At 70.7% G+C, this 26,279-nt stretch carries 12 protein-coding genes; 4 read left to right on the top strand and 8 right to left on the bottom strand.

Going from position 1 to position 26,279, the window contains the following annotated elements; genetic code table 11:
* Positions 1 to 18 precede the first annotated feature (18 nt).
* Positions 19 to 564, top strand: coding sequence for a hypothetical protein (locus ACMCNK_RS06560; RefSeq protein ID WP_412735485.1), 546 nt, complete (start codon positions 19 to 21; stop codon positions 562 to 564).
* A 22-nt stretch (positions 565 to 586) separates the two neighbouring features.
* Here ACMCNK_RS06560 and ACMCNK_RS06565 read toward each other — a convergent pair whose 3' ends face one another.
* The 4 genes from ACMCNK_RS06565 to ACMCNK_RS06580 all read right to left on the bottom strand — a co-directional run bounded on the left by ACMCNK_RS06565 (position 587) and on the right by ACMCNK_RS06580 (position 16,164).
* On the bottom strand, positions 587 to 1,414 hold the full coding sequence (locus tag ACMCNK_RS06565) for a DUF6406 domain-containing protein (protein WP_412735486.1): 828 nt from the start codon (positions 1,412 to 1,414) through the stop codon (positions 587 to 589).
* A 20-nt stretch (positions 1,415 to 1,434) separates the two neighbouring features.
* Entirely contained in the window at positions 1,435 to 15,276 is a 13,842-nt protein-coding gene (locus ACMCNK_RS06570) for a toxin glutamine deamidase domain-containing protein (protein WP_412741086.1), read from the bottom strand.
* Between the two features lie 154 nt (positions 15,277 to 15,430).
* Entirely contained in the window at positions 15,431 to 15,775 is a 345-nt protein-coding gene (locus ACMCNK_RS06575) for a hypothetical protein (RefSeq protein WP_412735487.1), read from the bottom strand.
* Positions 15,772 to 16,164 (bottom strand): YbaB/EbfC family nucleoid-associated protein, encoded by a 393-nt coding sequence (locus ACMCNK_RS06580; protein WP_412735488.1) that lies wholly within the window; start codon positions 16,162 to 16,164, stop codon positions 15,772 to 15,774. The genes ACMCNK_RS06575 and ACMCNK_RS06580 overlap by 4 nt, the downstream gene beginning before the upstream one ends.
* A 154-nt stretch (positions 16,165 to 16,318) precedes the next feature.
* Here ACMCNK_RS06580 and mycP point away from each other — a divergent pair, with 154 nt between their 5' ends.
* Complete coding sequence (gene mycP / locus ACMCNK_RS06585) at positions 16,319 to 17,626, top strand: type VII secretion-associated serine protease mycosin (RefSeq protein ID WP_412735489.1); 1,308 nt, start codon at positions 16,319 to 16,321, stop codon at positions 17,624 to 17,626.
* A gap of 115 nt (positions 17,627 to 17,741) precedes the next feature.
* Here mycP and ACMCNK_RS06590 read toward each other — a convergent pair whose 3' ends face one another.
* From ACMCNK_RS06590 to eccB, 3 genes are all read right to left on the bottom strand, one after another.
* Positions 17,742 to 18,026 (bottom strand): WXG100 family type VII secretion target, encoded by a 285-nt coding sequence (locus ACMCNK_RS06590; protein ID WP_412735490.1) that lies wholly within the window; start codon positions 18,024 to 18,026, stop codon positions 17,742 to 17,744.
* A 13-nt stretch (positions 18,027 to 18,039) separates the two neighbouring features.
* Positions 18,040 to 18,372: a WXG100 family type VII secretion target gene (locus ACMCNK_RS06595; RefSeq protein WP_412740765.1), complete on the bottom strand. Its 333-nt coding sequence runs from the start codon at positions 18,370 to 18,372 to the stop codon at positions 18,040 to 18,042.
* Positions 18,373 to 18,498: 126 nt separating this feature from the next.
* Positions 18,499 to 19,923, bottom strand: a complete 1,425-nt coding sequence (eccB, locus tag ACMCNK_RS06600) for a type VII secretion protein EccB (RefSeq protein WP_412735491.1) — start codon at positions 19,921 to 19,923, stop codon at positions 18,499 to 18,501.
* Between the two features lie 131 nt (positions 19,924 to 20,054).
* On the opposite strand from eccB, the gene ACMCNK_RS06605 reads away from it, so the two are divergent.
* Positions 20,055 to 20,789 carry an SUKH-3 domain-containing protein gene (locus ACMCNK_RS06605; RefSeq protein WP_412735492.1) on the top strand — a complete coding sequence of 245 codons (735 nt, stop codon included), beginning with the start codon at positions 20,055 to 20,057 and terminating at the stop codon, positions 20,787 to 20,789.
* Positions 20,790 to 20,795: 6 nt separating this feature from the next.
* On the opposite strand, the gene eccD is transcribed toward ACMCNK_RS06605, so the two are convergent.
* Complete coding sequence (eccD, locus tag ACMCNK_RS06610; RefSeq protein WP_412740766.1) at positions 20,796 to 22,178, bottom strand: type VII secretion integral membrane protein EccD; 1,383 nt, start codon at positions 22,176 to 22,178, stop codon at positions 20,796 to 20,798.
* Between the two features lie 129 nt (positions 22,179 to 22,307).
* On the opposite strand from eccD, the gene eccCa reads away from it, so the two are divergent.
* Entirely contained in the window at positions 22,308 to 26,264 is a 3,957-nt protein-coding gene (gene eccCa / locus ACMCNK_RS06615) for a type VII secretion protein EccCa (RefSeq protein WP_412735493.1), read from the top strand.
* Positions 26,265 to 26,279: the final 15 nt, after the last annotated feature.

A 26,279-nucleotide genomic window follows, 5' to 3' on the forward strand; every position in this document is an offset into this window, starting at 1 on the left:
CCTGAGTACGGTGGGCGCATGGTTCTCCCGCTCGCCCGCACCAGCGCCGAAGCCCACCTCTACCTGGAGTTGCACGGGTGCGACTGCGGAGAGCGCACGTTCACACCCGACAGCGCGGTGGTCGTGCTGGACAATGGTGATCTCGGTCGCCGCTACACCGGCACCTGCCCGCGCTGCGGCGCGACCCGTGACTACACGTTCCGCCTCCCGGCCGAGCCGGTCCCCGCGGCTGGCTTCTCCTACGGCGGTGCCGAGCCGTCCGAGCTGATCGACCCGGGCGAGTGGCTCACCGTCAGCGACGCGTACGCGGACCAGGCCCCGGCGCAGGCGGCCGGCCTCTCCCCTGATCAGGCGCGGCACGCCCAGGCGGTCCTCGCCCGTGCCGTCGCGGCGCTCGACGAGGTCCTGAAGTTCATCCCCGACGGAGCGGAAGCGGTCCCGGAAAGCGCGTTCGTCACCGGCCCCGGCCAGGAGGCGTACCGGCGGGAACCGGGCAGGTTCCGGCGCGACCGGCTCGCCGCGGTCCGCCACGCGTACGCGGGGCTGCTCGGCCAGTTCGCCTGAGCCCCGGGAGGATCGCCCCGGCTCAGCCGGGCATCGGCCGATAGTCCGGGTCGCCGGGCTGGACGACGCGAGCGGGCGGCCCCTCCGGCTCGTAGGAGACCAGCGAGCCGAGGAAGTACCCGAGGTCGCGGGCCACGCCGCGCAGCAGACGCACCCGGTCCGCCGGATCCAGCTGGCCGGTCATCGCATCCGGCGACAGATAGCCGATCATGTCCACGTCTGCCCCGCCGACCTTCACGGTCAGCAGCCCACCGATGCCGCCCGGCGTCGCAATCACCAGATGGTCGCGTGTCAGATACGGGTCGCGCCACGTCCGCTGCGCCGCCATCAGGTCGAACGCCGGATACTCCGGGTGCAGGCCGAACAGCGGACGCTCCGGCGTCAGGAGGAAATGCCATCCCCCCAGCCGGTACGGCTGAACCGGCTGCGCACCGTTGTTGCGCCCGAGCCAATCCCGGTAGACCTTCGGCAGCCTCAGCCCGAGCTGCGCCTCCGCCGCGGAGAGCTGCGCCTCGGACAACGTACTGTGGGCCCGGAACTCGGCGTCCTGCCAGACGTGGCCGGTCGGCGGGTCCTGCGGCTCGTTCGCGTCCACCCGGCGAATGCACACCGAATAGTCGGTGGCGCTGCGGAAGTCGATGTCCGCCAGCCGCCACAGCTCGTCGCCAATCGGGAACGTCTCCCCCAACATCAGCAGATGCTTGGTGCTGACCGACCGGTCGTGGGACATGACCGCCAGGTTGACGCGCGGCTCCGGCACCGTTGTCGCGCCCATGATCCCGATGTCGCCCGCGGGTGTCCAACCGACGGTGGCCTGGTTGATCCACACCACCCGGTCATCGGGTTCCACCGGAGCCCCTCCCGCCTGTGTCATCCGTCCAGCATTCCATGCAACGTCGCCTCGTCCGGCAGCGGGAACCCGAGCACGTCGATCGCGATCCCTTCCGCCTCCGCACGACTCACTGCACGTTCTCCGCCCCTGCCCTGGGCGTACGGGTCCGCCATCCACCGCGCGGATCTCGGGCCGCCCTCGGCCACCTCGACCACGGTCAGGCCCTCCACCGTCCCGTCGACGGTCATGACCGCGAAGTAGACGAACGAATAGCCGTGCTTGTCGATGTGGATCCGGCCCGCGGCGTCGTGCGGACCCATCCCGGCGTCCGGCGCCGGGGCGCTCATCGGCATGTCGGCGGGGTGCAGGCCGGTATGCATGTCGGCGGGGTGGACGCCGCCAGGCATGTCGGCGGGGTGCAGGCCGCCAGACCGCGCCTGCGGACCGGCAGGACCGGTCACCGGTGGCTGCGGACCCGCGAACGCCGGCGTCGGCGGTGTGGCGGTCTGCACGCCGAGGTACGCGAAGTCGTTCGCCATCAGATCCAGGAACTGACGGATCGGCATCGCCGCCGGATGCTCCGTGTTCCACGGGTTGCGCAGCTGCACCTGGCCGTTGCCGACCCCGATCAGCTCGTACGCATGACCGGCCCGCAGGTTGAACGGCAGCGCGACCTGCATCGGGGCGGGGTATTCGGCCATCCCCTTGGTGCTGACGATGATCGGGCTTCCCGCAGCCAGCCTGCTGCTGAGCCACGCCTCGGTGGCCGGTTCGGTGCCCGGCGTCAGGTCGAAGCTGCCGGTGTGCGCGGACTCGCCCGTGAGCTGAGTCAGCAACTCCGCCCACAGACTCGGGACGCTGCCCACATTCATTCGGCCGTACCCGAGCGGCGCGGCGGCGTTCGGCGCCGTCGGGTTGGTCCAGCCCGTCCACGTGCTCTGCCACAGGTCGCGGCGGGCGTTGCTCCAGGTACGGTCGACCGCCGCGAGCGCCTTCTCCACCGTGGACGCCCACGCCGACCGGACGGCCTGCTGCCGCGCGTACGCGGAGTCGGCCGGTGACGCGCCGTAGGACGGCATGTCGGGGGAGACCGTGATGCGCAGCTCGCGTCCGGTCGCCGTGGTGGTGGTGCCCGGCATGCTGCTGTCATGCAGCACCACGTCGACGGTGCCGTCGGGGTTCGGCTGGATCAGGTGGCTCATCAGCTGGGGCCGGTGCCCGACCACGGCGGCGACCGTGGCGAGCATGCCGCAGTCACCGAGGGCGCCCTGGGCCACCTGTTCCCGCACCGGTGTCCCGTCGAACAGCGGAACGTGCTGGCCGGAGGCGTCCGCGGGACGGCCGTACGTCGGCGCCGACCGGTGCGGCTCCGGGGTGGGCAGGCTGACCCGGTCCGCCGTCGCCGTGACCGACGCGGCCGTGTCCGAGGTGGCCGTCGCCTCGTGGGCCACCACCACCGGCGGCGGCGCCACCTGGGCGATGGCGGCCGTCAGCACGTCGGGCACCAGGAACATCGTCCGGGCGTCGTTGGCGTAGTGCAGGCTGTTGGTCGCCAGCAACGCGGACGCCGCGGCCTGGGTGTTCTGGTTCGTCCGCAGGGCCGACTCGGCGCGCGCCCGGTCCTCCACGAGCTGGGCGCTGCGGCCCTCCGGCGTCGTCAGATCGAACCTGGGCACACCGCTGCTGATGTCGATGTCCGAGACGCTGTCCAGCGCGTACGCGCGCAGGTCCACGCGTCCGTTGAGGTTGACGTACACGCCCTCGGTGGCAACCCGGGCGGCCAGCTGCGGATCCACCTGGCCGATGGCGTTCACCAGAGGGCCGGGCAGGTGGAGGAACTGGCCCGCGTACTCGGCCAGCCGGGGCGCGCTGTTCTGCGCGTTCTCCCCGTTGATGCTGAGTTCGCGCAGGCGGGCCGCGATGTCCGCATCGGACAGGGTCTGCCCGCCGCTGGTCAGCCTGCTGCGGTAGTCGATCTGCCGGAAGTGCTCACTGACGTTGTTCGGCAGCGTCGTCCAGATGTGCTCCGCGTACGCCGACGTGATCGCCGGTGTGGTGAGCCGGCGCATCGTGGTGTGCAGATCGGCGGGCAACAACGACCAGCGCGCCGACGAGGCCGGATCGATCGACCGCAGCCCGAGATGCTCGGCCAGCGCGTCCAGCTCCGAGCGGATCGTCACCTGCCCGGCGGGATCCGCATGGGCGTGCTCCTCCGCCAGCACCCGGATCTCGGCCAGCCGTCCCCGGTCGTGGGCGGTGAGCCCGGCCGGGTCGATCGGCCCGACCGGCCCGCCGTCGAGCGGGCCGGTCGCGATGAGCGACGTGGTGTGCAGCGCGTTCAGCTCGGCGATCTCGTGCGCCAGGGCGCGGGCGATCGTCGGATCGGCAGCGCGGTCCGAAACGGTCAGCGTGTAGTCGCCGTCGGCGTCGCGGACGGTCTGCGCCACCACGTCAACGCTCAGCGGGCCGGTCTCCAGCCGCACCCGCAGCCCGCCGGCGCCGTACGGGCGTACCTCGAAGTTGCCTGGGGTGATCTCGATGATCGAGAAGACCTCGGCGACCTCGGCCAGCCCGGGCAGCACGGCCCGGGCCGTGTCGAGCACGGCCTGCGGGTCCGCGGCGGCCCGGCCGTGACCGTGGAATGTCGAACCCGGCACGGCGGCGGCCGTGATCCGTCCGGCCGCGCCGTCCGTCGTTACGCTCGCGTCATGACCGACCCCGCCGACCTGTACGCCGCCATCCTGGCCGCCCCCGACGACCTCGACCTGCGGCTGGCCTACGCCGACGCCATCGAGACCCGCGACCCCGACCACGCCGAGCTGATCCGCGCGCAGATCGACTTCACCCGCCGCGAACACATCCGCCTCGAGACCCACCTCGGCGTCAAACCCTGGCCCGACGAAATCGCCCGTGCCTACCGCCACGGATTCCTGCTCGAGCAGCGCATCGGCGGCCGGCTCGGCGCCCCGATCGCCGACCTGGTGCGGGATTTCGACCTCGTCTGCGGCTTCCCCGAGGCGGTCACGATGCGCGGCGTCGACTTCCTGGCGAACGGGGCCACCCTCCGTGAACGGGTTCCCGTCCGCCACGCCATCCTCAAGAACGTCGATGCCGACCTTGTTACCCGGCTCGCCGCCAGCCCGGTGCTCGGCCAACTCGTCAGCATCTCGCTGAAGGACTGCAGAATCGGCGACCGCGGCCTCAGCGCCTTGATCGCCTCGGAACACCTGCACAGACTCCGCTGGCTCAACCTCACCAACTGCGCTGTCGGCGAGGCCGGCGCCGAAGCCCTCGCCGAGGCTGCTCCCACCCGACTGCCCAACCTCCAGTGGCTGGGATTCGACCGGAACACCCCCTTCATTCCGTACGGCGAAGGGGTCGACATCGACGGACGATCGCCGTTCGACATCTACATTCCCGAGTTCGGCACCCGTCTCAACGAACGCTACGGGCCCTTCCGCTGGATGCGCCGCGAATGGCTCGACGAGGGCGCCCCGCCGACCTTCGGCACCGTCTGAGCCCGCACCGTCCGGGCCGCCGGAACGCTGCTGGACGGGCGGGACCGCCGCACGATTGGCCTCGGCGATGCGCTGGGCATGGAACCGAATGCTGGGCACGATACGTCGGGAGTCCTGAGGCAGCGCCTCCGCCTGGACTTTCATCGCGTTGGCAACGGCCTCCTGGCGCGAGCCGAGCTGGCCCTGCACCGTCGGATTGGCGATTGCCGCACCGAGAACGCGCAGGCCGGCGCCGTCGGAGAGGCCGAGCACGTCACGGAGCGGATTTTCCGGGCCGTCAGCCACAGCGGGACCGATGATGGGCCTGAGGTCGTGGTCCTGGACGAGGGCGCCTGATCCACCAGGCAGGCTCGGCTCCTGTCCGATGGAGAAGACGACCCGGTCGAACTGGGCCTGGCTGCCGTCCGTGAACGTGACGAGGAATCGCCCGTCGACAGTGTGCTGCACTGACGTGAGCTGGTTCACCGACTGTTGGACCTGGTCCAGCACGGCGTACGCGCCCACGCCGGGCAGCGTGTTCCGCCGGTTGTAGCCGCCATCGAAATTGGACTCCGACACCCAGGAGACGTGCTCGGCCGGGGAGGCGACCGCCTGCTCGATGTCCCACGCCCCGGACGCGCCGGCCCCGAACACCAGAACATGATCACCGGGCCGGTAGGCGTCCGCGAGATTCTGACCTCCGAAGTCAACCACCGTGGGCTGCTCCGGCCGGGGATCGGTGAACACACCGTCAGCGTCGAAGCCCAGTCGTGCACGGATTTCAGCGGGAAGAGACTCGGGCGTAACCGGCGTGCCGTCAGGCTCGAATGCCTGCTGCGTCGCCGCATCGACGGCGTACCCGGAAGCCGGGTCGATGATCCGCGGGTCGGTGAGCCGCCCACCGGTATCGGCGAGCAGCGGCGACCTGAGGCCACCACGCACCGGGGCGTCGAGCACCACCCGGGCACTGGCGGGCATGTCCGCCGGATCGACGACCACGCCGGACGAGTCCCGGAACACCGGGGCACTCCCGCCACGATCCACGCTGTACCCGGAGGCCGGGTCCACATACCGGCCCGTTGGAGTGGCAGGTGAAGCAACCCGGGGGGTGCCGGGGCCGCTGGCGATGTCGACCGAGCCCGCCCAGAACGTGCGGCTGCCCACAGTGACCTTGTACCGGGCGCCGTCCGGCCATCCCGCAGCATCGGCCTCCGGTTGCGCCTCGATGCTGGTCGCCAAGCCCTGGTACGTAGGCATGCCGGACAGCGCCCGCGCGGCACCGACCGCGTCAGCGAACACGTCCGAGGGCGTGAAGCCGGTGTCGCTGGGGCGGGCATCTTCAGGCCTGGCACTCGGGTCCGTTGAGGGCCGTTCCGCCAGGTCGGCCGGCTGGAACGGCAACCCTGGAATCTCAAGCTCCGTGGGCACCTGGCCCATCAGCAGGTCCTGGCGGCCACCCCACGGGTCGTGGCCCTGCGACAGGCAGAGCACCGGAGGCAGCCCGTCGGCACCGGTGTGCCCGGGAACGCGCATCGTGACGAAGTCGGCGGTAGCCGCCCAGCCCCCACCGATGACCAGCCGCTTGAACACATGCCCGGGGTCGGCGTCCAGCGCGACATCGACGTGGGCGGTCAGGGCCACATCGGCCTCATTGCGCAGTCTCGTCGCCTCGCGGGCCCACGCGCGGGCGTCCGCCCGTACCTCGGACTGGGTGACCCGGACGGCCGCGGCCAGACCGTCGGCCGCCGCGGCACCGGCCATCAGGCCGGTCACCGCCGCGAACTGCGCCGGGTCGAGGTGCCCGCCGATCAGCTCGAGGCGCGCTTGCACGGCGTCCGGCCCGACCTGGGGCACGTTGTCGTTCAGCCCGTGTACGGGATGAGACGGCGTCTGTTCCAGCAGGCCCGCCGAGACGAGCAGACCGGCCGCGTCCGCTTCCAGTTGTGCCCGCCGCCCGGGGTCGGTCGTGGCCTGGAGGTCGGCGGCGACCGCCTGCAGCTCGGCCAGCCGTCCCGCGTCCCGCGCGGTGATGACCCGCTCGCGTGACCCCTCGGCCAGCGCAGACGTCGCGTCGACCCGCACGTCGACCGCACGCTGCTGAGCCACGAAGTCGGTTTCGGCCAGCGCGGAGGCGACAGCGCGGCGGACGTGATCCGGGTGGGCGGACGTGGAGATCCGTACGGTCGCCGAGTCCGCGCCCAGGTGCACCGTGGCGACCGGCGCCACGGTAGTCCCGTCCGGGACCGCGGTCAGCTCCAGCTCGACGCGGTAGGACCCGTTCGGCGTGGCAATCGTGACGACCCGGGCGTCCGGGTCGACAGTGGCCCCGGCGGGCAGCAGCCCATCCCGTAGCGCCTGGTCGACGGCGGCGGACGTCCGCGCCGGATCGGCGTCGAGCAACGCCCCGCCGAACGTCGTTCCAGCAGCGGCCCGGCGCAGGTCCGGTCCGTCCCCGGAGTGTGGTTCTCCGCCGGTCAGGTCGTTGGGTCCGCCTCCGGCCACACCTGGCGGCCGATGATCCGGCCCTCCCGGCGCGCCTGCGCGTACCGGCGCATCAGAATCCGTGTCGACAAGCTGGGATGGACCGTCACCGTCCCGTCCCGGTCGATGATGAGGATCCCCGGCCCCAGACCTCTGCTCTGGGACCGCTCCTCCTCGGACAGCCTCGGATGCGCCAGCCAGCCGAACTCGAACGGGTGCAGAGTCACCTGATGCCGGGTGCCCAGCAGCCGGGTGACCAGGGCCAGCGCCTGTTCCTCCGTCATAGGTAGATCCTCCCTCCGGCACGGTCAGGGACCAGAGGTCATCGCGCTCACCCCTCTGTGTCTCCGCCTCAATCGGGGCACTGGACGGGTCCACACTGGACGCCGTGGTGTCGGACACCGTCGCCGGCCAGCCGGTGTTATCGAGGATGGCCTGACCCGCGTCGGTGGCGATCCAGCCGTCGGCCTCGTCGAACCGGCCCAGCAATGTCTCATTGCCGTTCCGATCCAGGAGATAGATCTCGGCGTCGTGCGGAATCGACGTGGGGCTCAGGGTGAACTCGGGCACGTCGTGATGCGCGCTGCCCGTGAACCCATTTCCGGTGAACGGCGCGGCTTGCTCCTCAGATCCGCCGATGGCCGCGCGGTCCTCGGGTGTCGGGCCACCGTACGGAATGGACAGGTCGGCAGGGCTGTCCAGGGCGAACCGAATCACTGCGACGCCCTCGTCGCCCGGCAGGTACGGCGCCCGGCCGTTGCGATCGACGTATCCCTCGTCGGTGTAGTCCAGCCGCAGCCCTTCGTGCACCTCGGCCGGCGTCGTGAGCATCTGCGTGTCCGCATAGCGCGAGGTGAAACCGCGGGTCTCGGCAGGGTGGAAAATACCCGGTATCCGAGTGTTGGACAGGTAGTTCCGCAGCGTCTCGGCCGGCATGGCGCGCTGCACCGGCACGTCCGGGGGTGTCTCCACTCCGTCCCGGATGCTCCGGATCAGGGAGACCTGCTCCGGGGTGAGGTGTCGTGGTGCGGTGGTGCGGACCTGCGTCCACTCCTGGGTGGTCATGTCGGCAGGCAGGCGGCTCGGCAACGAAGCCTCGAACGACGCGCGGCCCGCGAGAGCCTGCCGCGACCATTCGGGGCGGACACGCGTGCCGTCGGCCAGTGCGACCGTCCCGTCTGGGGCGACGTTGATGGGTGGCGCGGGAACCTCGCCGGCCGCAGGGCCGTTCAGTCCAGCGGAATGTCCGACCGCTCCTGCTGCAGGTAGGTCAGCTCGCTCACCGGAACTTCCTTCATGTAGACCCCCCGTTCGTACGTCGGAGTCATGCCCAGTATCGCTGCCCGCTCCGAGCCGATCAGGGAGGCTGTCACCACGATCCGATCCGGGGTGCTCGTCCACTCGACCCTCGAGCGGATCCCCTGCCATTCGCAGTACGTCGTCAGCTCGAAGTACTCCTCGAGCTCCGACTTCGGGATGAAGATCCGTTCCGGCCTCCGGCCGTCCCGCTGGTACCGGTCCGACACCTGCTCCTCCGGGCTCAGATGCACGAGGACCGTCTTCGGCGGACTGGAGGTTGGATAGGCCGGATGCAGCCGACCCTGCCAACGGATGTACCGACCGTCCGGCAGCTCCGTCTCGGTCATTCCGCTCATCTCCCTGTGTCTCCGCACCTAGAGCCCCCTCGCCACCCACGGTCGTGTCGGACGGGCCGACATGCACAGCTGTCACCGCATCATTCGCAACGTCGGCCGGTGCCCCGACTGGGTTAGTAGGAGTCAGCTCGAGATTGCCGCCCGGCAGATCGCCGTCAACTCCGCCACGCTCGGCAACGGCTTCGTCGCGAACCTCAACGCCTCGCGCTCCGCCGTCTCCCGATCCACCCGCCGGGTCCGATGGTCGTCCGAGTTGATGTAGAGCATCGCTATCGCGACCTCCGGCTGGAAGGTCCACTCCCGCGTCGGATAGTCCCACACCACGGCCGGCAGCGGGCCCGACGAGACGCCCACTGCTATCAGGTTCAGCGGGGCTTCCCCGGGTTGGATCGGATTCTCGTCCTGGTCCCCCGGCTCGTACACCAGGTGGTACCCGAACTTCAGCAGGTCCATTGCCGCTCTCCAGCGTTGCCGGGTCCAGACCAGGAAGGTCAGACCAATCCAGTCCGCGCTCCGTAAGCGCTTCAGAGAAGGTACTACCGGTTTCCTCCGACCAGTTCCGGTAACCCGCTGCGAGTTCGGAAGTGTCGGCCTCATTGAGCCAACTCGCCAGGCTCTTGTCCTTCGCAGCCGGGATGACGTCCCGACCCTCCATGCCGCCGGGCATGTGCTCGGCAGCACCGAAATTCCGGTTGATTGCGAGGATGTCCAGGAAGGCGTGGATCCGCTCACTCGGGGAGACGTTCCGATCCCGGGCAATCTCGTACGCCTCATGTGTCTGGTTTCCAATGGCCTTGCTGGTCGCCGTCGGGAACTGCAACTCGAACACACGGCCGTTCGGGGACTGCGGCGTGGCAGGAGAGGTGACGGTGCAGTTCAGACCGTAGAAGCGGTTTCCCGCTCGCCAGAAGTTCTTCAGTTTGCCGACCTGGTAGCCGCTCGCCTCAAGGCTTCGGAGAACCTGCTCCACCGCAGGTCCATATGCCTCGGACTCGGGCGACCGCACCGAGAACCGGACTACGTCGTTCATCTTGCCGAGCGCGGTTTTCACATCCTGGCCGAGGGCCCGGTGCTCCGCGTTGAACTTTCGAGCAATCGATTCGGCGCCCTTGACCCGGTTCTCCTCGCCCACCGGCGTCAGCATGTCCGGGCCGGCCAAGGAGTGATCACCGTTGACGCGGGAAACGATCTCGTTGAGCGTGTCGAGGACGCGGTTGGCGTCCTGCTTGGCCGCAGCGATGCCGTCGAGCACCTCCTGCTGGAATCCGGCATCGAGCGAGTCGAAATAGGTGCCCGTGTCGTGCGCGGGATCGTATGGCGCAGTATCGGAGTCGGGAACGGTCGCGTCGCCATGCGGCGAAGCGTCCGTGTCCGGCTGCGACCCGTGGCGATCCGGGCCGGTCGTGTCGTCGTGACTGTGCGGCGAGTCGGCGTCGGATCCATGCTGATCCCCGACTCCGTCGTGGTGGTCGGAGGTCTGATGGTGGTTGCCGTCGGTAGACGCGGTGTTGACCGTCGGTACGGCCGGATCCACCGAATCAGGGTGGTACGGGTTCCCGTCCGCGTCCAGCGTGATCGACCAGGTGTTCTCGACCTCGCTCGTGTAGATCGGTCCGGTGTCGCTGACCTCGCGGGTCTGGCCGTCGACCCACACCACGGTGCCGTCGACGTTGACCGCGTTCCAGGTGTGTGCCGGGCCTCCGTCGTTCCAGCTGGAGATGATGAGCGCGGACGAGCCAGGCCCGGCCTGCCGGAGCTGGTTCGCTACCGCATCCAGCCCGTCGACACCCGCACCGCGGTAGTCGAAGCTGGTGCCGAGCCACTGCTCCTGGCGGGCGGTGCTGTTGGCCTCCAGCCCGTTCTGCTGCGCCACGGCACCGGCGACCTGCGGGTCGCCGTACCAGGTGGACAGCACGGACAGGCCGACGTCCGGGCAGTTGCTGTTGCGGCCCGGGTTGGTCGGTCCGCCGTCGTTGACAAGGCCGGCCCAGTTGCCTGTACGCGGATCCGGGTGGACGGCTGGCCGGCCGTCGGCGTTCCGCGGCACCTCGTTGTCGAGCGCATGCTGGTCGACGTCGGTGGGCGGGATAAGCCCCTCCGGCCCGGTGGGCCGGGTGTCGACGAGCGGCTGACCGTTGCCCAGCGCGCCGGTTTCCGCAGGCCTGGTCCACTGACCCGGCATACGGCCGTGATCGACGATCGGTTCGACGCCGAATTCGGGGAGGAATTCGGTGCAGCTACGGCACGGCGCGCGATAGTCGCCGTCGTGGTAGGTCTGTCCCTCGCTGGTGTTGGTACCGAGCTGATGGGTGACGATCTTGGAACCGTCGAGCTCTCCGAGTGCGAAGTCGAGCAGGTTCCCGGGTTGCCCGGCAGCGTTCCAGCGGCCCTCAATGGCGTAGAGCTGGTCGGAGACGAGTGCCACCTCGGCGCATTTGCCATGTCCGGCACCGGGGCGGGACACATTGTTCAGGACCCGGCCGAGGGCCGCCTGCGCCAGCGGGTGCACCGTCGGCTGCACGTGCGGGGTGCGACTGCGGTTCGGCAGCATGCTGCTGTGGATGTGGATGTCGCCGTCCGAGGTCAGCAGCGCGCCACCCATGCCGGGCCGTTGCCGCTTCGGGATGTCGTTCTGGCTCACCTCGAGGCGGGCGCGCTCGGCGAGCGTCCGTGATGCGTCGATCAGCGCCTGTTCCGCTTCCGCACTGTTCGGGTCCGCGTCGGTCGTGGTCGAGTCGAGCTGCCAGCTGTTCGTACCGTTGGCGGTCCGCCCGGTCGAGCGCCGGAAGGTGTTGGGGTCGGCACCGCCGGCATGGCCATGGCCGTGCGTTCCGGACAACACAGGTACGGGCACCACAAGGCCCGGGCCGTCCCCTGTGGAGTGGTCCGTGTTCCGCTGATCGTGATGCTCCGACGTCCCGTCGTGGTGGGTGCCGGACGTGGTGTCGTGGCCATGGCGGAAGTCGGCGTCGCGACTGCCGTCGGAGTGTTGCCTCGAGTCGGTTTCCGGGCCGGCGGCGTTGGTGTCATGCCCCGATGGGGTGTCCGTGGCGGCGTGGGAATGGCGCCCGGACAGGGTTTCCGTGGTGCCGTCCCGCCCCGACGAGATGTCCGTGGCCGCGTAGGTGTCTTGCCCGGAGGAGGTATGTGTGTCAGACGTCGTGTTCGTGGCGCCGGGCTGTGCGTTCGTGTCCCTCCCGCCCTGAGCATCGGAGCGACCCGATGCCGGGTCGGTGTGCCCACGGTGGTCCGACGTCGTGTCGCCGGCAGGGCCACGCTGATCCGACCCTGAATTGCTGTCAGGGCCAGTGCGATCCAGCGCGGAGCCGCTGTCCGATGCATGCTGATCAGTAGCCGTACGGCTGTCTGGGCCGCGCTGATCAGTAGCTGCACTGGCGTCCGGGCCACGCTGATCCGCGGCTACACCGCTGTCGGCGCCGCGATGGTCCGTGGCTCCCCGCGTGTCCGTGTCGCCGGGATTGTTTGTCGGGTCTGCATCGGGGTGGCCGGGGGTGGAGGAGTCCGATGTGGCGTCGACCGGGCCCGCTCCGACCGGCACGCCCTCGGGAACGCCGCGAGTCGTGGAGTCAGACGTGGTGCCATCGGCGTCCGAGAGGCCGTGGTCGGTCGTTGCGGTGGTCTCGGTGTCGACACTCCCCGTGGAGGTGGTCGGTGCGACGGAGACGGATCCCGTGGAAGGCGCCGACCTCGCGTTGTTGTCCGAGGTGCCGCCGGCACCGTTCGGGGCGGTCCGGCCACCGGTGGAGGTGGTGCCCGAACTCGACGTCCCGGTCGCACCCGGGTTCGCGGCGCCTGTGTTCGTCGTTCCCGTGTTCGCTGTGCCGGTTGTGGTCGAGCCGGTGGTCGTTGTCGACGTCGTGGCAGACCCGCTGGTCGCTGTCGTCGTGGGACCTGCGGGACCGGAACCTGTCGTGGGACCCGTGGTCGTTGTCGCCGTCGGCCCGCCTGGGGTGGCGGTGACCCCCGCGGTCCCGGTCACTCCCGCAACCGGACCTGCGGTGCCGGGCGTGGGGCCCGCGTTGGCCGCCACCGGACCCGCGCCGACGGCAGGGCCTGCCGTGACCGTTCCGGGCCCACCCGCCACGGGTACGCCACCCGCGGGCGAACCGGCGGTGCCTGCAGGCACCAGGGCCGGCGTGGACGCGCCGAAGCCTCCGTCCGACGTCGTGGCATGCGTCGTCGTTGCCCCGGATCCCGCCCCGCCGTTGGACGCGGCGCCGGAACCGGATGTTCCCGCGGACGAGCCCGCACCGGCGGACGTGTTCGCCGTGCCGGACGAATGTGAGCCGGCGGAATGCGAGCCGGGCTGCGTGTTCGGGCCGGCCCCATTTGTCGAGGACGAACCGGTGCCAGGCGACGCATCGCTTCCGCCGGAGGAATGAGAGCCGGCAGCAGAGTCGGTGTTCACCGCTGCCGGGCCGTCGCCTGCCGGGACGTGGACCTGCCCCTGGCCGTTCGTGGCGGGCGCAGGAGCAGCCGCACCCGCATCTCCCTGCGCCCCGGCGCCGTCGGATGTGGAGCTGACCGACGAACCCGGGTCCCCTGTGGAGGCCGAGCCGCCGGTGGCGCCCGAGCCCGCCGCGGTGCCCGAACCCGCCGACGCTCCGGAATCCCCGGTGGAACCGGACCCACCGGACGACCCGCCGTCGGCTGCCGGGCTCGGCACCGAGACCGACCCCGTCGACGGACCTGACCCGCCGGCTGAGACCGACCCTGCTGCCGAACCGGCTCCGGCCGCCGATCCGGAACCCGCGGCCGAACTGCCGGCGGAACCCGATCCAGAACCCGGGGCCGAACTGCCGGCGGAACCCGATCCGGAACCCGCGGCCGAACTGCCGGCGGAACCCGATCCAGGACCCGCAGTGGCACCCGACCCCGCAGACGAACCCGAACCTGCGGATGAGCCCGACCCGGCACCGCCAGATGCAGATGAGCCGGAAGCTCCAGAAGACCCACCTGAAGCGGACGAACCGGCACCGCCGGAGGAACCGCCCGAAGCAGACGACCCGGAAGCTCCAGACCCACCTGAAGCAGACGAACCGCCCGAGGACCCGCCCGACGCGGTCGAGCCGGCGCCGCCGGACGACGTCGACCCGGAGCCGGCCGCGGATCCGGAGGACGCACCGGCACCCGTACCCGAATCGGTGGTCCCGCCTGCGCCGATCCCACTCAGGTCGAGCCCGCCACCGTTGACTGTGTTGACGCCGCCCGCGCCGACCTCGACGCTGCCGGTGCCACCCGTCGGTGCGGCAGCGCCACCACCGACGTTGATCAGGTTGTGGACGTAGCCGGCGCCGGCGCCGAGGGTGTGGCCCGCGCCGGTCGCGCCGACGCGGCCCGCGCCGCCGGCGAACCCGCCGAGGAAGTCGCTGGCGCCGGGCATCTGCCACTGGTGATTGACGAGACCGTTGGAGAGCACGCTGGCCGCGGGCGAGATGACGGCGTTCTGCAGGCCGGAGCCGATCGTGGTGCCGCCCCACCGGATCAGGCCGCCGCCGCGGAAGTTGGTCGACGGCATCTTGACCTTGATCGGCAACTTCGGGGCGAGCTTGCCCACGCCTACGCCGAGACCGCCTCCGATCGCGCCACCCGCGGCGGCGGTCAGTGTGCGGTTGCTGTCCCAGCCATGTCGCGTGCCTTTGGCGTTCTGGTACGCCTGGGCCCCGAGGTCGATGATCAGCTCCTCGCGGACCTCCTCGACAACCTCATGGACGATTTCCTTGCGGAGTTCCTTGAGCGCTTCCCGCTTGATCTCATCCTTGATGACCTTCTCGGCGCCCTTCTTCAGGGCGGTCATCGCGCCCTTGACCAGGATCTTTCGGCCGAGCGCCGCCAGCAGCCGGTTGAACGCGACGGTGACGGCCTCACGGCCGGCCTGCAGGATGCCGGGGATGGCACCCGCGGACACACCGCCGAGCCACGCCATGAGCAGGGCGACGAAGACCGCGATGACCGTGATGATGACGGAGATCAGTACGGTCAGCTTCGCGTACTCGATCTCCATGGCGGCGTTGTCGCAGCTCGCCCCGATGGCGGATGCGCCCTCCTGAAGGGCGGGCAGGCCGCTGTTCGGGCTGACGCCGATCTGGTCCCACAGCTGGTTGAATGCCTGGCCGGCGGCGCCGCCCCAGCCCTCGAGGATCTTCATCACGGCCGGGTCGGCGCTGTTGAGCGACTGGCCGATGGCGTCGGCGAGCTGGGTCCACGCGTCGGCCAGCTCGCGCATCTTGTCTTCGTCGCCCGTGGGCCATGCCTCGCCCGCGCTGACCCAGCAGACGGCATCCCAGACCCACCCGTACTCGCCGAGTGAGCCCTTCGGATTTGGTACCGCCAAGCCGTCCTACCCCTTTGCCCCCGTGCCGGTCAGATCTCGCCGACGGTTACTTCTTGTCGTCGCCGAACCACTTGGCGACCAGGTCGTCCATCTCGACCGTGCCCTCGATCGCGTCGCGCACGTCCGGTCCGAGCCTGCCGACCAGGTCGACCACCTTCTTGCCGCCCGTCAGCATCGCCGCGGCCGGCGCTTCAGCGCCGTTTTCCAGGTACTGCTTGTTGAACTGGTTGCCCGGATCGTCGGTGCCCCAGGGCTTGGCCCCGTTCAGCTTGTCGATGACACCGGCGAGACGGTGGAACGAGCTGGAAAGGTCTTCGCCCGCGTGGGTGAGCTGCATCGCACCGCCGGCCGCCTTCGCCGGATCCAGGAACGTGTCGTCGACTCCACTCATCGCTCGTCACCCTTCGGAAGTTCGCTGTCCAATTGTCGAAAGATACCGTCGAGATCATGGTCGATGTATGCCTGGAACTCGGAGTTCGGCATGAACGGCCGCATGAGCTCTTCCACTTGGGACATCGCTTTTTCGGTCGCCTTACGGATCGTGTCGGTAACCGTCGCGGAGAGTTCTTTGGAATTGGGACGGCGGTAGATACGCGGGTCGAAATCGACCTTGACGACCTGCCCGCGGGGCCCGGCCACCACGGTGACCAGGCCGTCATCGGAGGTGACGGTCGCCTGGACCGCCTTGAGTTTCTGCTGGAGGTCACCGACGCCCGAGCGCATCTGCTGGAACCGCGCCATCAGCTCATCGGCGTGCGCCCGCATACCCGCCAGGTCCATAACATCCCTCCCCGTGTGCCGCCCGCTGCGGCGATGCCAGCGGCGTGACCGCTCCGACCTTACTTAATCGCAGCGATTTCCGGTGCCCCCGGCGATGCGGCGGACCCGGCTACGATGCGTCAGGCGCCGGGCGACGACGGGGAGGTGTGGCGCGATGAGCATGTTTCTGCGCGGTGGCGCGGTGGTCGCGGCGAGCGTCGTGCTGGGCCTCATGGGCGCGGCTCCGGCCACTGCCGGGCCGCACGCGTTTCATCGGTACGCCCCGGCGGGCTGCAGCGAGAACGCGGGCGAGCCGGGCAAAGTCATCACGCAGACCCCATGGCAGCAGCAGTGGCTGGCACCGGAACGGGTGTGGCCGTTCAGCACCGGCGCCGGGGTCCGGGTCGCGGTCATCGATTCGGGCACGGATGCGTCGCATCCGCAGTTGAAGGGCCACGTGGAGCGTGGTTTCGACATGCTCAGCAACGGCGCAGGCGGCGACGTCGACTGCAACTCGCACGGCACCGCGGTGGCCAGCATCATCGCGGCCCAGCGGAAGCCGGGCATCGGATTCGTCGGCCTCGCCCCGGATGCGGACATCCTGCCGATCCGGGTGAGCGAGCGCGAGGCGGACGGGGACAAGGGACAGGGCGAAAGTGTCCTTCCCGAGCGGTTCGCCGAGGCCATCCGCAAGGCGGTGGACTCCGGCGCCACGGTCATCAACCTGTCGGTGACGCTCTACCAGAACTTCCCGGTCGTCGAGGACGCGGTGAAGTACGCCGTCGGCAAGGACGTGGTCCTGGTCGCCGCGGCGGGAAACCTGCATCAGAACGGCAAGCCGGACCCGGTGCCGTATCCGGCCGCGTACGACGGGGTGATCGGGGTCGGCGCGATCGACCAGAACGGCGCCCGGGTCGAAAAGTCGCAGATCGGAAAGTACGTGGACATCGTGGCCCCTGGCGATCAGGTGGTGGCCGCGACCCGGGTGAGCGGGCACAACTATTGGATCGGCACCAGCTTCGCGACGCCGATGGTCAGCGCGACCGTGGCGCTGATGCGGTCCGCCGAGCCGAAGCTGAGCGCCGCGCAGGTGACCCAGCGGTTGCTGGCCACGGCGGATCCGGCTCATGGCGGCGCCGCGCAGGGCTACGGGCAGGGCGTCGTGGACCCGTACCGGGCGGTCACGGAACGGCTGACCGATGCCCCGGCGCAGGCCCCGCAGGCGCTGCCCGCGGTGCCCAACGACCCTGCGCGGGCCGCGCGCGCTGCGCGCTGGGCCACGATCGGTCAGGCCGGCATGTGGGTGGCACTGGGCCTGGTCGCGGCGGCGCTGCTGGTCGCGGTGGTGGCGTTGCTGGCGCAGTTCGGTCGCCGGCGCCGCTGGCAGCCGACCCGGACGGCCACGGGCCCGGAGCGGCCGCCGGCGGAGTCCGACGACCCGGAAGAGGTGTTCTTCCGGGTCCCCACGGCACCGATGGGCTGACCGGGGCGTCGCGTCGCCCCGGGGGTGGGACACAGACACCGCGTCGCCCCGAGATGGACACAGACACGAAGAAGGCCCGGCGCGTGACGCGCCGGGCCTCCTTTACGTGGCGTGCTCAGTCGAACTTCGCCTTGTTGGCCGCTTCGCGGGCCTGCATCTTCATGGCCGACTCACGCAGCGCCTTCTCGATGCCGGTGAGCAGGTCGCGCAGGTCGCCGGCGGCCTTGTCCCACTCGCTCTGCCGCTGGAAGTATGCGGTGCGGGCGTCGCCGTCCCAGGTCGACAGCATGGGCTGGAGGCCCTGCTTGAGGCCGTCGAGCTGTGCGGTCATGTTGCTCACCGCGCTGCCGCAGGTGTCCGCAGCGACGTTCAGCTGCACGAAGTTGTACTTGATCTCCATTTGTGTCCCCCCGTCAGAGCTTCAGTGCCGCGGTGATCTGACCGGCACTCGCGCCCGCGGACTGCATGTCGGAGCGGATCTCGTCGTCGCTCACGTCGTAGTCCTTGCCGGCCGAACCGACTGCCTCGGCGACGGCGCGCAGGGCCACGTTCAGCTTGGCCATGTCCTCGTCGAAGCGCTGACGCACCTGCTGGAAGGAACCGGCACCGGCACCCTTCCACGCGTCCTGCAGCGGCGCCAGCTCGTCCATGAGCTTGTTGAGGCTGCTGGTCAGTTGATCCGCGACGCCCTCGACATCCCCCGCGGTCTTCGACATCAAATGGGTATCGGACTGCATCTGCGACATGGCGGTCACCCCCGTTCTCGCTGGATCGCCCCGGAACCTCCGGGACAGTGTTGATGGCCTGGGTAAGCCACCCGTCGTGCGGAACGGTAACCGCTGTCGCCAGCCCGCGCCACACCGGTAAATGCCTCAATCATTACCAACCGGATTTTTCGCTGCCACAGGATCGAGAGCCGGGCCACTCGGCAGCCGTACGACCAGGCTCGCGGGCAGTTTCACCGCCTTCACCTGCCCGTATCCGAGCATCGTGGCAACCTCCGCCGAGGCCAGTGGGTAGCGGTAGCCGAGATCGGTCACCAGGTTCAGCGTGCCCGCGGGGGCATCCGGCGAGGACATCGCGGAGACGAGGACGCCGTAGCCGGGCTCGACCACGACCCGGTCGGCCAGCGGCACCCCGTCCCCGGTCCGCCCCGTGGTGCGCACCGGGTCGGTGAGCGCCTGCATCTGCGCGTCCAGCACCACCCGCGGCTGTTCCGTGCCGGGGGTGTACTCCGCGCACACGGCCGGCTGGTCGCCGGTCAGCTGGGCAACCTTCGGGACCGTCTGGGGAGCGGGAGCCCGGAGCCGGCCGTCGGAAGCGGGCTTGTCCTTCCGCGCCGCGGCCGCGGTGTCCGCCGCCAGATCCTCGGGATGCGGCTCGCCACCGCCGTATGCGTCGCGCGTCTGCCGGTCGGTCAGCAACACGCTGGCCTCCAGCTGGGTCAGCGGCACCAGAGCCTGCGACTTGGCCAGGTAGAACTGCTCACCCGACTGGCCCTTCACCAGATACACCCGGCCGACGACGCCGTTGGGGATCGCGTTGGAGGCTTCGCCGCGGCCGTTGACCCCGCGCCCGCCGATCTGCTCACCGGCGGGCAGGGCGTTGAGCCAGGCACCGCCCGCGACGACCACCGGCGCACCGGTCAGGGACATGCCTTCGAGTACGGTCCGCTCGTCCTTGATCTGGTAGCGGTGGTCGTGCCAGATGAGATACAGCGTCTTGGTGGAGTCGTCGCGGACGAGCAGGGCCAGGTCACCGGCCTCGCGCCCGCCGTTGACCCGGCGGCCGACCGTCAGCACCGTGGTCGCCACGTTCTCGCCCGCGCCGTCGCGGGTCGACTGGGAGCACAGCGTCCACAGTCCGTCGAGCATCCGCGCCGGATCGGGCAGAGAGTCAGGGGCGTTCGGGATGCCGATCACCGCGCCGCGTGCCGTGCCGGTCAGTGAGTTGCGCGACACCTGGACGGTGTTCGACGCACCGAGCGCGAGCAGTGCCGACGCGTAGTTGGCGACCGGGTGCAGCTTGCCGTCGCGGTAGACGTACCGCGTACCGGTCTCCTTCTCGACGATGACCGCATCGCCCTTCTGCCAGCTCGTGGAGCCACCCGGCCGGATCAGGCCGAAGATCCCTGCGGCGGCCAGGCACAGCACGGCGACCATGATGCCGCCCAGCCCCGCGCCGCCGAGGCGCCGGAACGGAGCGGCCTCGGGGTCCGGCTCTCGGGCCACCAGCGCCGACGTCAGCCGTTGCACGAAGAACTGGTACGACTGCACCTGGTCGCGCCGCGACGGCATACAAACCTCCCGTTGAGTGCGCGGCCGTGTCGAGTTCCGGCAGCGCGCGGTGCCTACGATAGGCATCCTGGCCTCGGAATGCTGCCCGCCCCGGGCGTGAGGCTTGCAGCTCTTGCTGGAGGACGACGCCGATGATCACCCGAGATGAGGCCCTGGACCGTGCCCGCGCCTGGATGAGCGTGGGGCGCGGGGACGAGCCGCAGATCGGGCTGCACGAGTTCGACCTCGGCTGGGTCGCGTGGCCGGTCGTTCCCGCATCAGACGACCCCACCCGGCCACCAGCGGTGACCGGCGGACCACAGATCGTCATCGACCGGGAGACCGGCGAGATCAGCCGCTGGCCGGCCCTGCCGGCCCCGACGGTCGCCGCCCGGTACGCCACCACCCGCGCCGCCGGAAACCGCTTCCCCGCGGACGTCAGCCGGGTTCTCGTGGATGCCGGATGGTCGCCCGGCCGCGACGTCGCCGCGGCCGTCGACGCCTGGGCTCAGGAGACCGCCGAGCAGCTGGACCCGTTCCCGTTCTTCCCGGCCGCGCGGGCGGCCCTGGCCGAGTTCGGCGGGCTCGTGCTGCCCCAGTACGACGGCGACGGCAAACTCGGCGGCGGGTTCACCAGCCACCTCTACCCGACGACCGCGGGTTTCTTCGCGGACCGGGCCGAAGGGTTCGACGACGATTACGGCTTCGCCGTGTTCCCGCTGGGGTTCAGCGAGGACGACGGGGCCGTCATCGCCATGGACGAGCAGGGCCGGGTGTTCTTCCTGCACTGGGGTGACGAATTCCTCATCGGCGCCGACATCGACGCCGCCGTGGTCTCCCTGGTCCGCGGCGGCCCGTGGCCCAGCGCGGAGTCCGCCGCGCGCTGACCCGGATCAGCCGCCCAGGCCCCGCATGAACGCGTACAGGCCGAGGACGCTGCACGCCACCGGGACGATCGACAGCTGCAGCAACACGTCCGCCACGTCACCGAGGCGGGCCACCCGCGGCGACGGCTGCCGCCGGCTGTAGGTACGACCGGCGGTGATCGCGATCGTCGCGGCCACCAGGACGACCGGCACCAGGACCAGCACCCGGGCGACCGGCTCGTGCACGCCCAGCAGCGTGACCAGCGCCACGCCGGTCAGGCCGGTGGCCAGCAGCGGGATCCGCTGGCGGACGGTGGGCACCAGACGGGCACGCAGCAGGCAGGCCAGCGTGACGATGCTGCCGAGCAGCAACGACGCCACGGTGCCCGCCTTGCAGAGCGCGACCAGGCCGGCGATCGTCACCGCCGCCGCGCCGAACACCATGCCGGTGAGGACCTCGTCGGCGCGGGCCGTGGCCTGGTAGACCCGCTCGCGGCTGGGCTGCGGGTCGTCGCGGACCAGATCCGCGGCGGTGCGGGGCAGCACCGGCATCGGCATCTTGCCCAGGCGTACGGCCAGGGCGGGCATCGCGGGCAGCATTAGGACCGCAAGGGCCACGACGACCGCGGCCGCCTCCGCGGCGCCCATCGGCCCGTACGCCAGCGCGCCTGCGACCGCACCGAGGGCGCCCGCGAAGATGGCGGCGATGAAGACCCGGCCGCCGTCGCCGACGCCCAGCAGGCCGAGTACGCCCGTGATGAGCACCGCGGCCGAACCGAGCAGCACGTGCGGCGCACCGAACTCGTGCCAGGGCTCGCCGCCGGCGATGACGAGGGCGCCGCCGGCCAGCGCGTACGGCAGGGAAAGCCCGGCGACGACCGAGCCGGCCACCGAGTCGCCGACCGCGCGGGACAACAGGATCCCGGCGCCGAGCAGCACCACCGCGATGCCCAGCGCGGCCGCCCCGCCGATCCATCCGAGACGATCGGCGGCACCGATCGCGAACAGGCCGAGGGCGAGCAGCACCCCGGCGACGACAAGGCCGGTGAGCCGGGTGGCCCCCGGGGTCCAGGCGCGGCCGCGCAGCCGGGCGCCGGCCGCCACCGCCTCGGTGAGGTCGTCGTACGACAGCTCCGGCCACTCGGCGCGGCGCGGCACCAGGTGCAGCATCTCGCCGTCGCGGACGTCCTGCGCGGCGAGCGTGCCGGACAGGTCGAGCTGCGTGCCGTCGCTGCGGCGCAACGCCCAGCCGCCGTGCGCCGCACCGTCCGTGGGTTCCTCGTCCGACTGGCGCAGCACCGCCGGGAGCAACCCCACCAGCGGCAGATGCTCCGGCAGGGCAAGGTCGATCCTGCGCTTGGGCGCCATCAGCGCAATGCGCGCAAGTCCGGTTCCTGCCTGCGTGACCACGTCGCTCCCTAGCCCGGGGCGGGCCTGCGGGCCCGCGGGGGTGTCCATGACGGCTGAAGGTTACCTACCATGTGCCCTGGTCGTGGTGCCCGGAGTGATGGGACCGCAGGTAACGGGGAGGTCTCCAGGGTGGGCACGGTGGTGGTACGGCGTCCGGCACGGCAACCGGAGCCTCAGTACCCGAGCGGCGAGGTGATGCTTGACGCACCACCCGAGGTGCCGCCGCCGTCGGGCCGCGGCTGGGGTCAGATCATGATGATGCTGCCCATGCTGGGCGGCTCGATGGCGATGGCGCTGATGTTCGCCGGGCAGCGTGGCAGCACGCTCGGCTACGTGACGGGTGGCCTGTTCGGTCTGTCCGCGGTGGGCATGCTGGGGTCACAGCTCGGCCAGGGCGGTGGCCCGAGCAAACAGGAGATGCTGCAACAGCGCCGGGAGTACATGCAGCACCTGTCCAAACAGCGCAAGAAGGTCCTCAAGACGGTCGAGATGCAGCGCGAGGCCGCGCTGTACCGGCATCCCGAGCCGGACGCGTTGTGGTCGCTGCCGGTGGGGCCACGGCTGTGGGAGCGCCGGCGCGGCGACGCCGACTTCGCGACCGTACGCATCGGGCTGGGCCCGCAGGACCTGGCCACCCCGCTGGTCCCTCCGGCGTCCGCGTCGCTGGAGAAGATGGAGCCGATGTGCGCGCTCGCGCTGCGCCGCTTCGTCACCACGTACGCGCAGGTCCCGGACCTGCCCGTGACCATGGCACTGAACGGTTTCGCCCGCGTGCACGTGCGCGGCGACGAGGACGCCTCGCGGGCGCTGGTGCGGGCGCTTCTGGCGCAGGTGACCGCGTTCCACGCGCCGGACGACATGCTGGTGGCGGTGGCCGCGTCGCCGGAACGCCGCGCCGCGTGGGAGTGGACCAAGTGGCTGCCGCACGCGCTGCACCCGGTGAAGACGGATGCGCTGGGCGCGCTGCGGCTGGTCGCGCCGAGCGTGGCGGGCCTGGACGCGATGCTGGAGGACGTGCTGGGCAGCCGGCCGCGGTTCAACCCGTCCGGCAGTGACCAGCAGGTGGAGGGCCCGCACGTCGTGGTGGTCATCGACGGCGGCGACACCGCCGGTTCGGACCATCTGATGACCGACGGTGGGGTGGAAGGCGTCACCATCATCGACCTGTCGAATCCGCCGCCCCGGATCCTGGATCGTGCCCGGTTGGTGCTGGAGGTGTCGGCCGATCGGACGATGCAGAGTGCCACATTCGACGGGCGCGCGCCGATCGGGCAGGCGGACGCCTGCGGCGTCGCCGAGATGGAGGCGCTCGCCATGCAGTTGGCGCCGCTGCGGCTGTCGGCGGCATCGCGCGGCTCGGCCAGCCCGCTCGGCGCCGAGCAGGGCCTGATGGAGCTGCTGGAGCTGGGCGACCCGTACGACTTCGATGTGGCGCGTGCCTGGACCCCGCGGCCCAACCGCGACCGGCTGCGGGTGCCGCTGGGCATCGCCGCCGACGGCAGCCCGCTGGAGCTCGACCTCAAGGAGTCGGCCCAGGACGGCATGGGCCCGCACGGCCTGCTCATCGGCGCCACCGGCTCCGGCAAGAGCGAGCTGCTGCGTACGCTCGTGCTCGCGCTCGCCGCGACGCACTCCTCGGAGAGCCTGAACTTCGTCCTGGTCGACTTCAAGGGTGGCGCCACATTCACCCGGCTGGACCGGTTGCCGCACACCAGTGCGGTCATCACGAACCTGTCGGACGAGCTGCCCCTGGTCGACCGTATGAAGGACTCAATCAACGGTGAGCTGGTGCGCCGCCAGGAGCTGCTGCGCGCCGCGGGTAACTACGCGTCGCAGCGCGACTACGAGAAGGCCCGCGCGTCCGGTGCCCCGCTGGCCGCGCTGCCCAGCCTGCTGATCATCTGTGACGAGTTCTCCGAGCTGCTCACCGCCAAGCCCGACTTCATCGACATGTTCGTGCAGATCGGACGGGTCGGCCGGTCGCTCGGCGTGCACCTGCTGCTGGCGTCGCAGCGCCTGGAGGAAGGACGACTGCGCGGCCTGGACACGCACCTGTCGTACCGGATCGGCCTGCGGACGTTCTCGGCGATGGAGAGCCGGGTCGTGCTCGGCGCCACCGACGCGTACGAGCTGCCCCGCGCGCCTGGCCACGGCTACCTGCGGTTCGGCACCGAGCCGTTGCAGCGGTTCAAGGCCGCGTACGTGTCCGGGGCGTACCGCAGCAAGACGGCCGCGGCGATGGCCGCCGGTGACACCGACGACCGGGTGCAGGAGTACGTGACGTCGTACGTGCCTGCCCGGCTGCCCCGCGAGCCGCAGGAGGCAGCCGATCAGGCCCCGGAGGCGGCCGGCGGTGACAGCGTGCTCGACATCCTCGTCGGCCGGCTCGCGGGCCGCGGCGAACCGGCGCACCAGGTGTGGCTGCCCCCGCTGAACGAGGCCCCCACCCTGGACCAGCTCCTGCCGCCGCTGGCCGCCGACCCGATGCGCGGCATCACGGTCGCCGACCCGGCACTGCAGGGCCAGTTGCAGGCGGCGGCGGGCATCGTCGACAAGCCGTTCGAGCAGCGCCGCGACGTGCTGTGGCTGGACCTGGCGGGCGCCGCCGGGCACGCCATCGTGGTCGGCGGCCCGCAGAGCGGCAAGAGCACCATTCTGCGTACGTTCGTGATGTCGCTGGCTCTCACGCACACCCCGCGCGAGGCCCAGGTGTACTGCCTCGACCTGGGCAGCGGCGCCCTGTCGTCACTGCGGGAGCTTCCACACGTCGGCGGCGTCGCCACCCGGCTCGACGCCGGGCAGGTCCGGCGCACGATCGCCGAGCTGCAGCTGCTGATGACGCAGCGGGAACGCCGCTTCGCCGCGCTCGGCGTCGAGTCGATGGCCGAGTACCGGCGGACCCGCCGGCTGGGCGAACACGCGGACGACCCGTTCGGCGACGTGTTCCTGGTGATCGACGGCTGGGCGAGCATCCGGTCGGACTTCGAGGACCTGGAACCGGCCATCATCGACATGGCCAACCGTGGTCTGTCGTTCGGGGTGCACCTGCTGGTCAGCGCGGCCCGCTGGATGGACGTCCGCCCGGCCGTGCGCGACACGTTCGGCACCCGCCTGGAACTGCGTCTCGCCGACGCCGGCGACTCGGCGCTGGACCGTCGCGCCGCGATGAACGTGCCCGAGAAGGCACCCGGCCGGGGTATCACCCCCGAGGGCATGCAGTTCCTCGCCGCGCTGCCGCGCGTGGGCGGAATCTCGGACCCGGAGCAGCTGCCCGAGGGCTCCCGCAAGCTCATCAGCGACCTGGCGAACGCGTGGCAGGGCCCGGGTGCGCCGCCGATCCGGCTGCTGCCGGCCAGCGTGCCGTACGGGAGCCTGCCGGACACCGGTCAGCCCGGCGTCGCGATCGGCATCGCCGAGATCGACCTGCAGCCGGTCATGCTGGACTTCGCGGCCGACCCGCACTTCCTGCTGTTCGGCGACGGCGAGTCGGGCAAGAGCACGTTCCTGCGCTCGCTGGCGCAGAGCATCGTGGACAAGAACGACGTCGACCAGGCGCGGATCGTGATGGTCGACTACCGGCGCAGCATGCTGGGCGACATCACCAGCTCGCACCTGATCGGTTACGGCTCGTCACAACAGGTCACCGAGGGGATCATCGCCGAGGTGGCCGCCGTGATGCGCGACCGGCTGCCCCCGCAGCAGATCACCCCGGAGGAGCTGCGCGCCCGCAGCTGGTGGAAGGGCCCCGATCTGTACATCCTGGTCGACGACTACGACCTGGTCGTGGGCGGCAGCGGCAACCCGCTGACGCCGCTGTTGGAGTACCTGCCGCAGGCACGCGACATCGGCCTGCACCTGATTGTGGCGCGTCGCACAGGCGGCGCGAGCCGGGCACTGTACGAGCCGATCCTGATGAGATTGCGCGAATTGAGCACCCCAGGGATGGTCATGTCGGGCGATCGGGACGAAGGTGTGCTGCTCGGAACGGTGCGTCCGGGGCCGCTCCCGCCGGGACGTGGCTGGCTGGTCACGCGCCGTGGGGGCACCCGATTGGTGCAGTTGCTCGATCTGCCTTCGCGCACGTAACGTTCGGCGTCCACG

The sequence above is a fragment of the Krasilnikovia sp. MM14-A1259 genome (assembly GCF_047159535.1).
Lineage (GTDB): Bacteria > Actinomycetota > Actinomycetes > Mycobacteriales > Micromonosporaceae > Actinoplanes.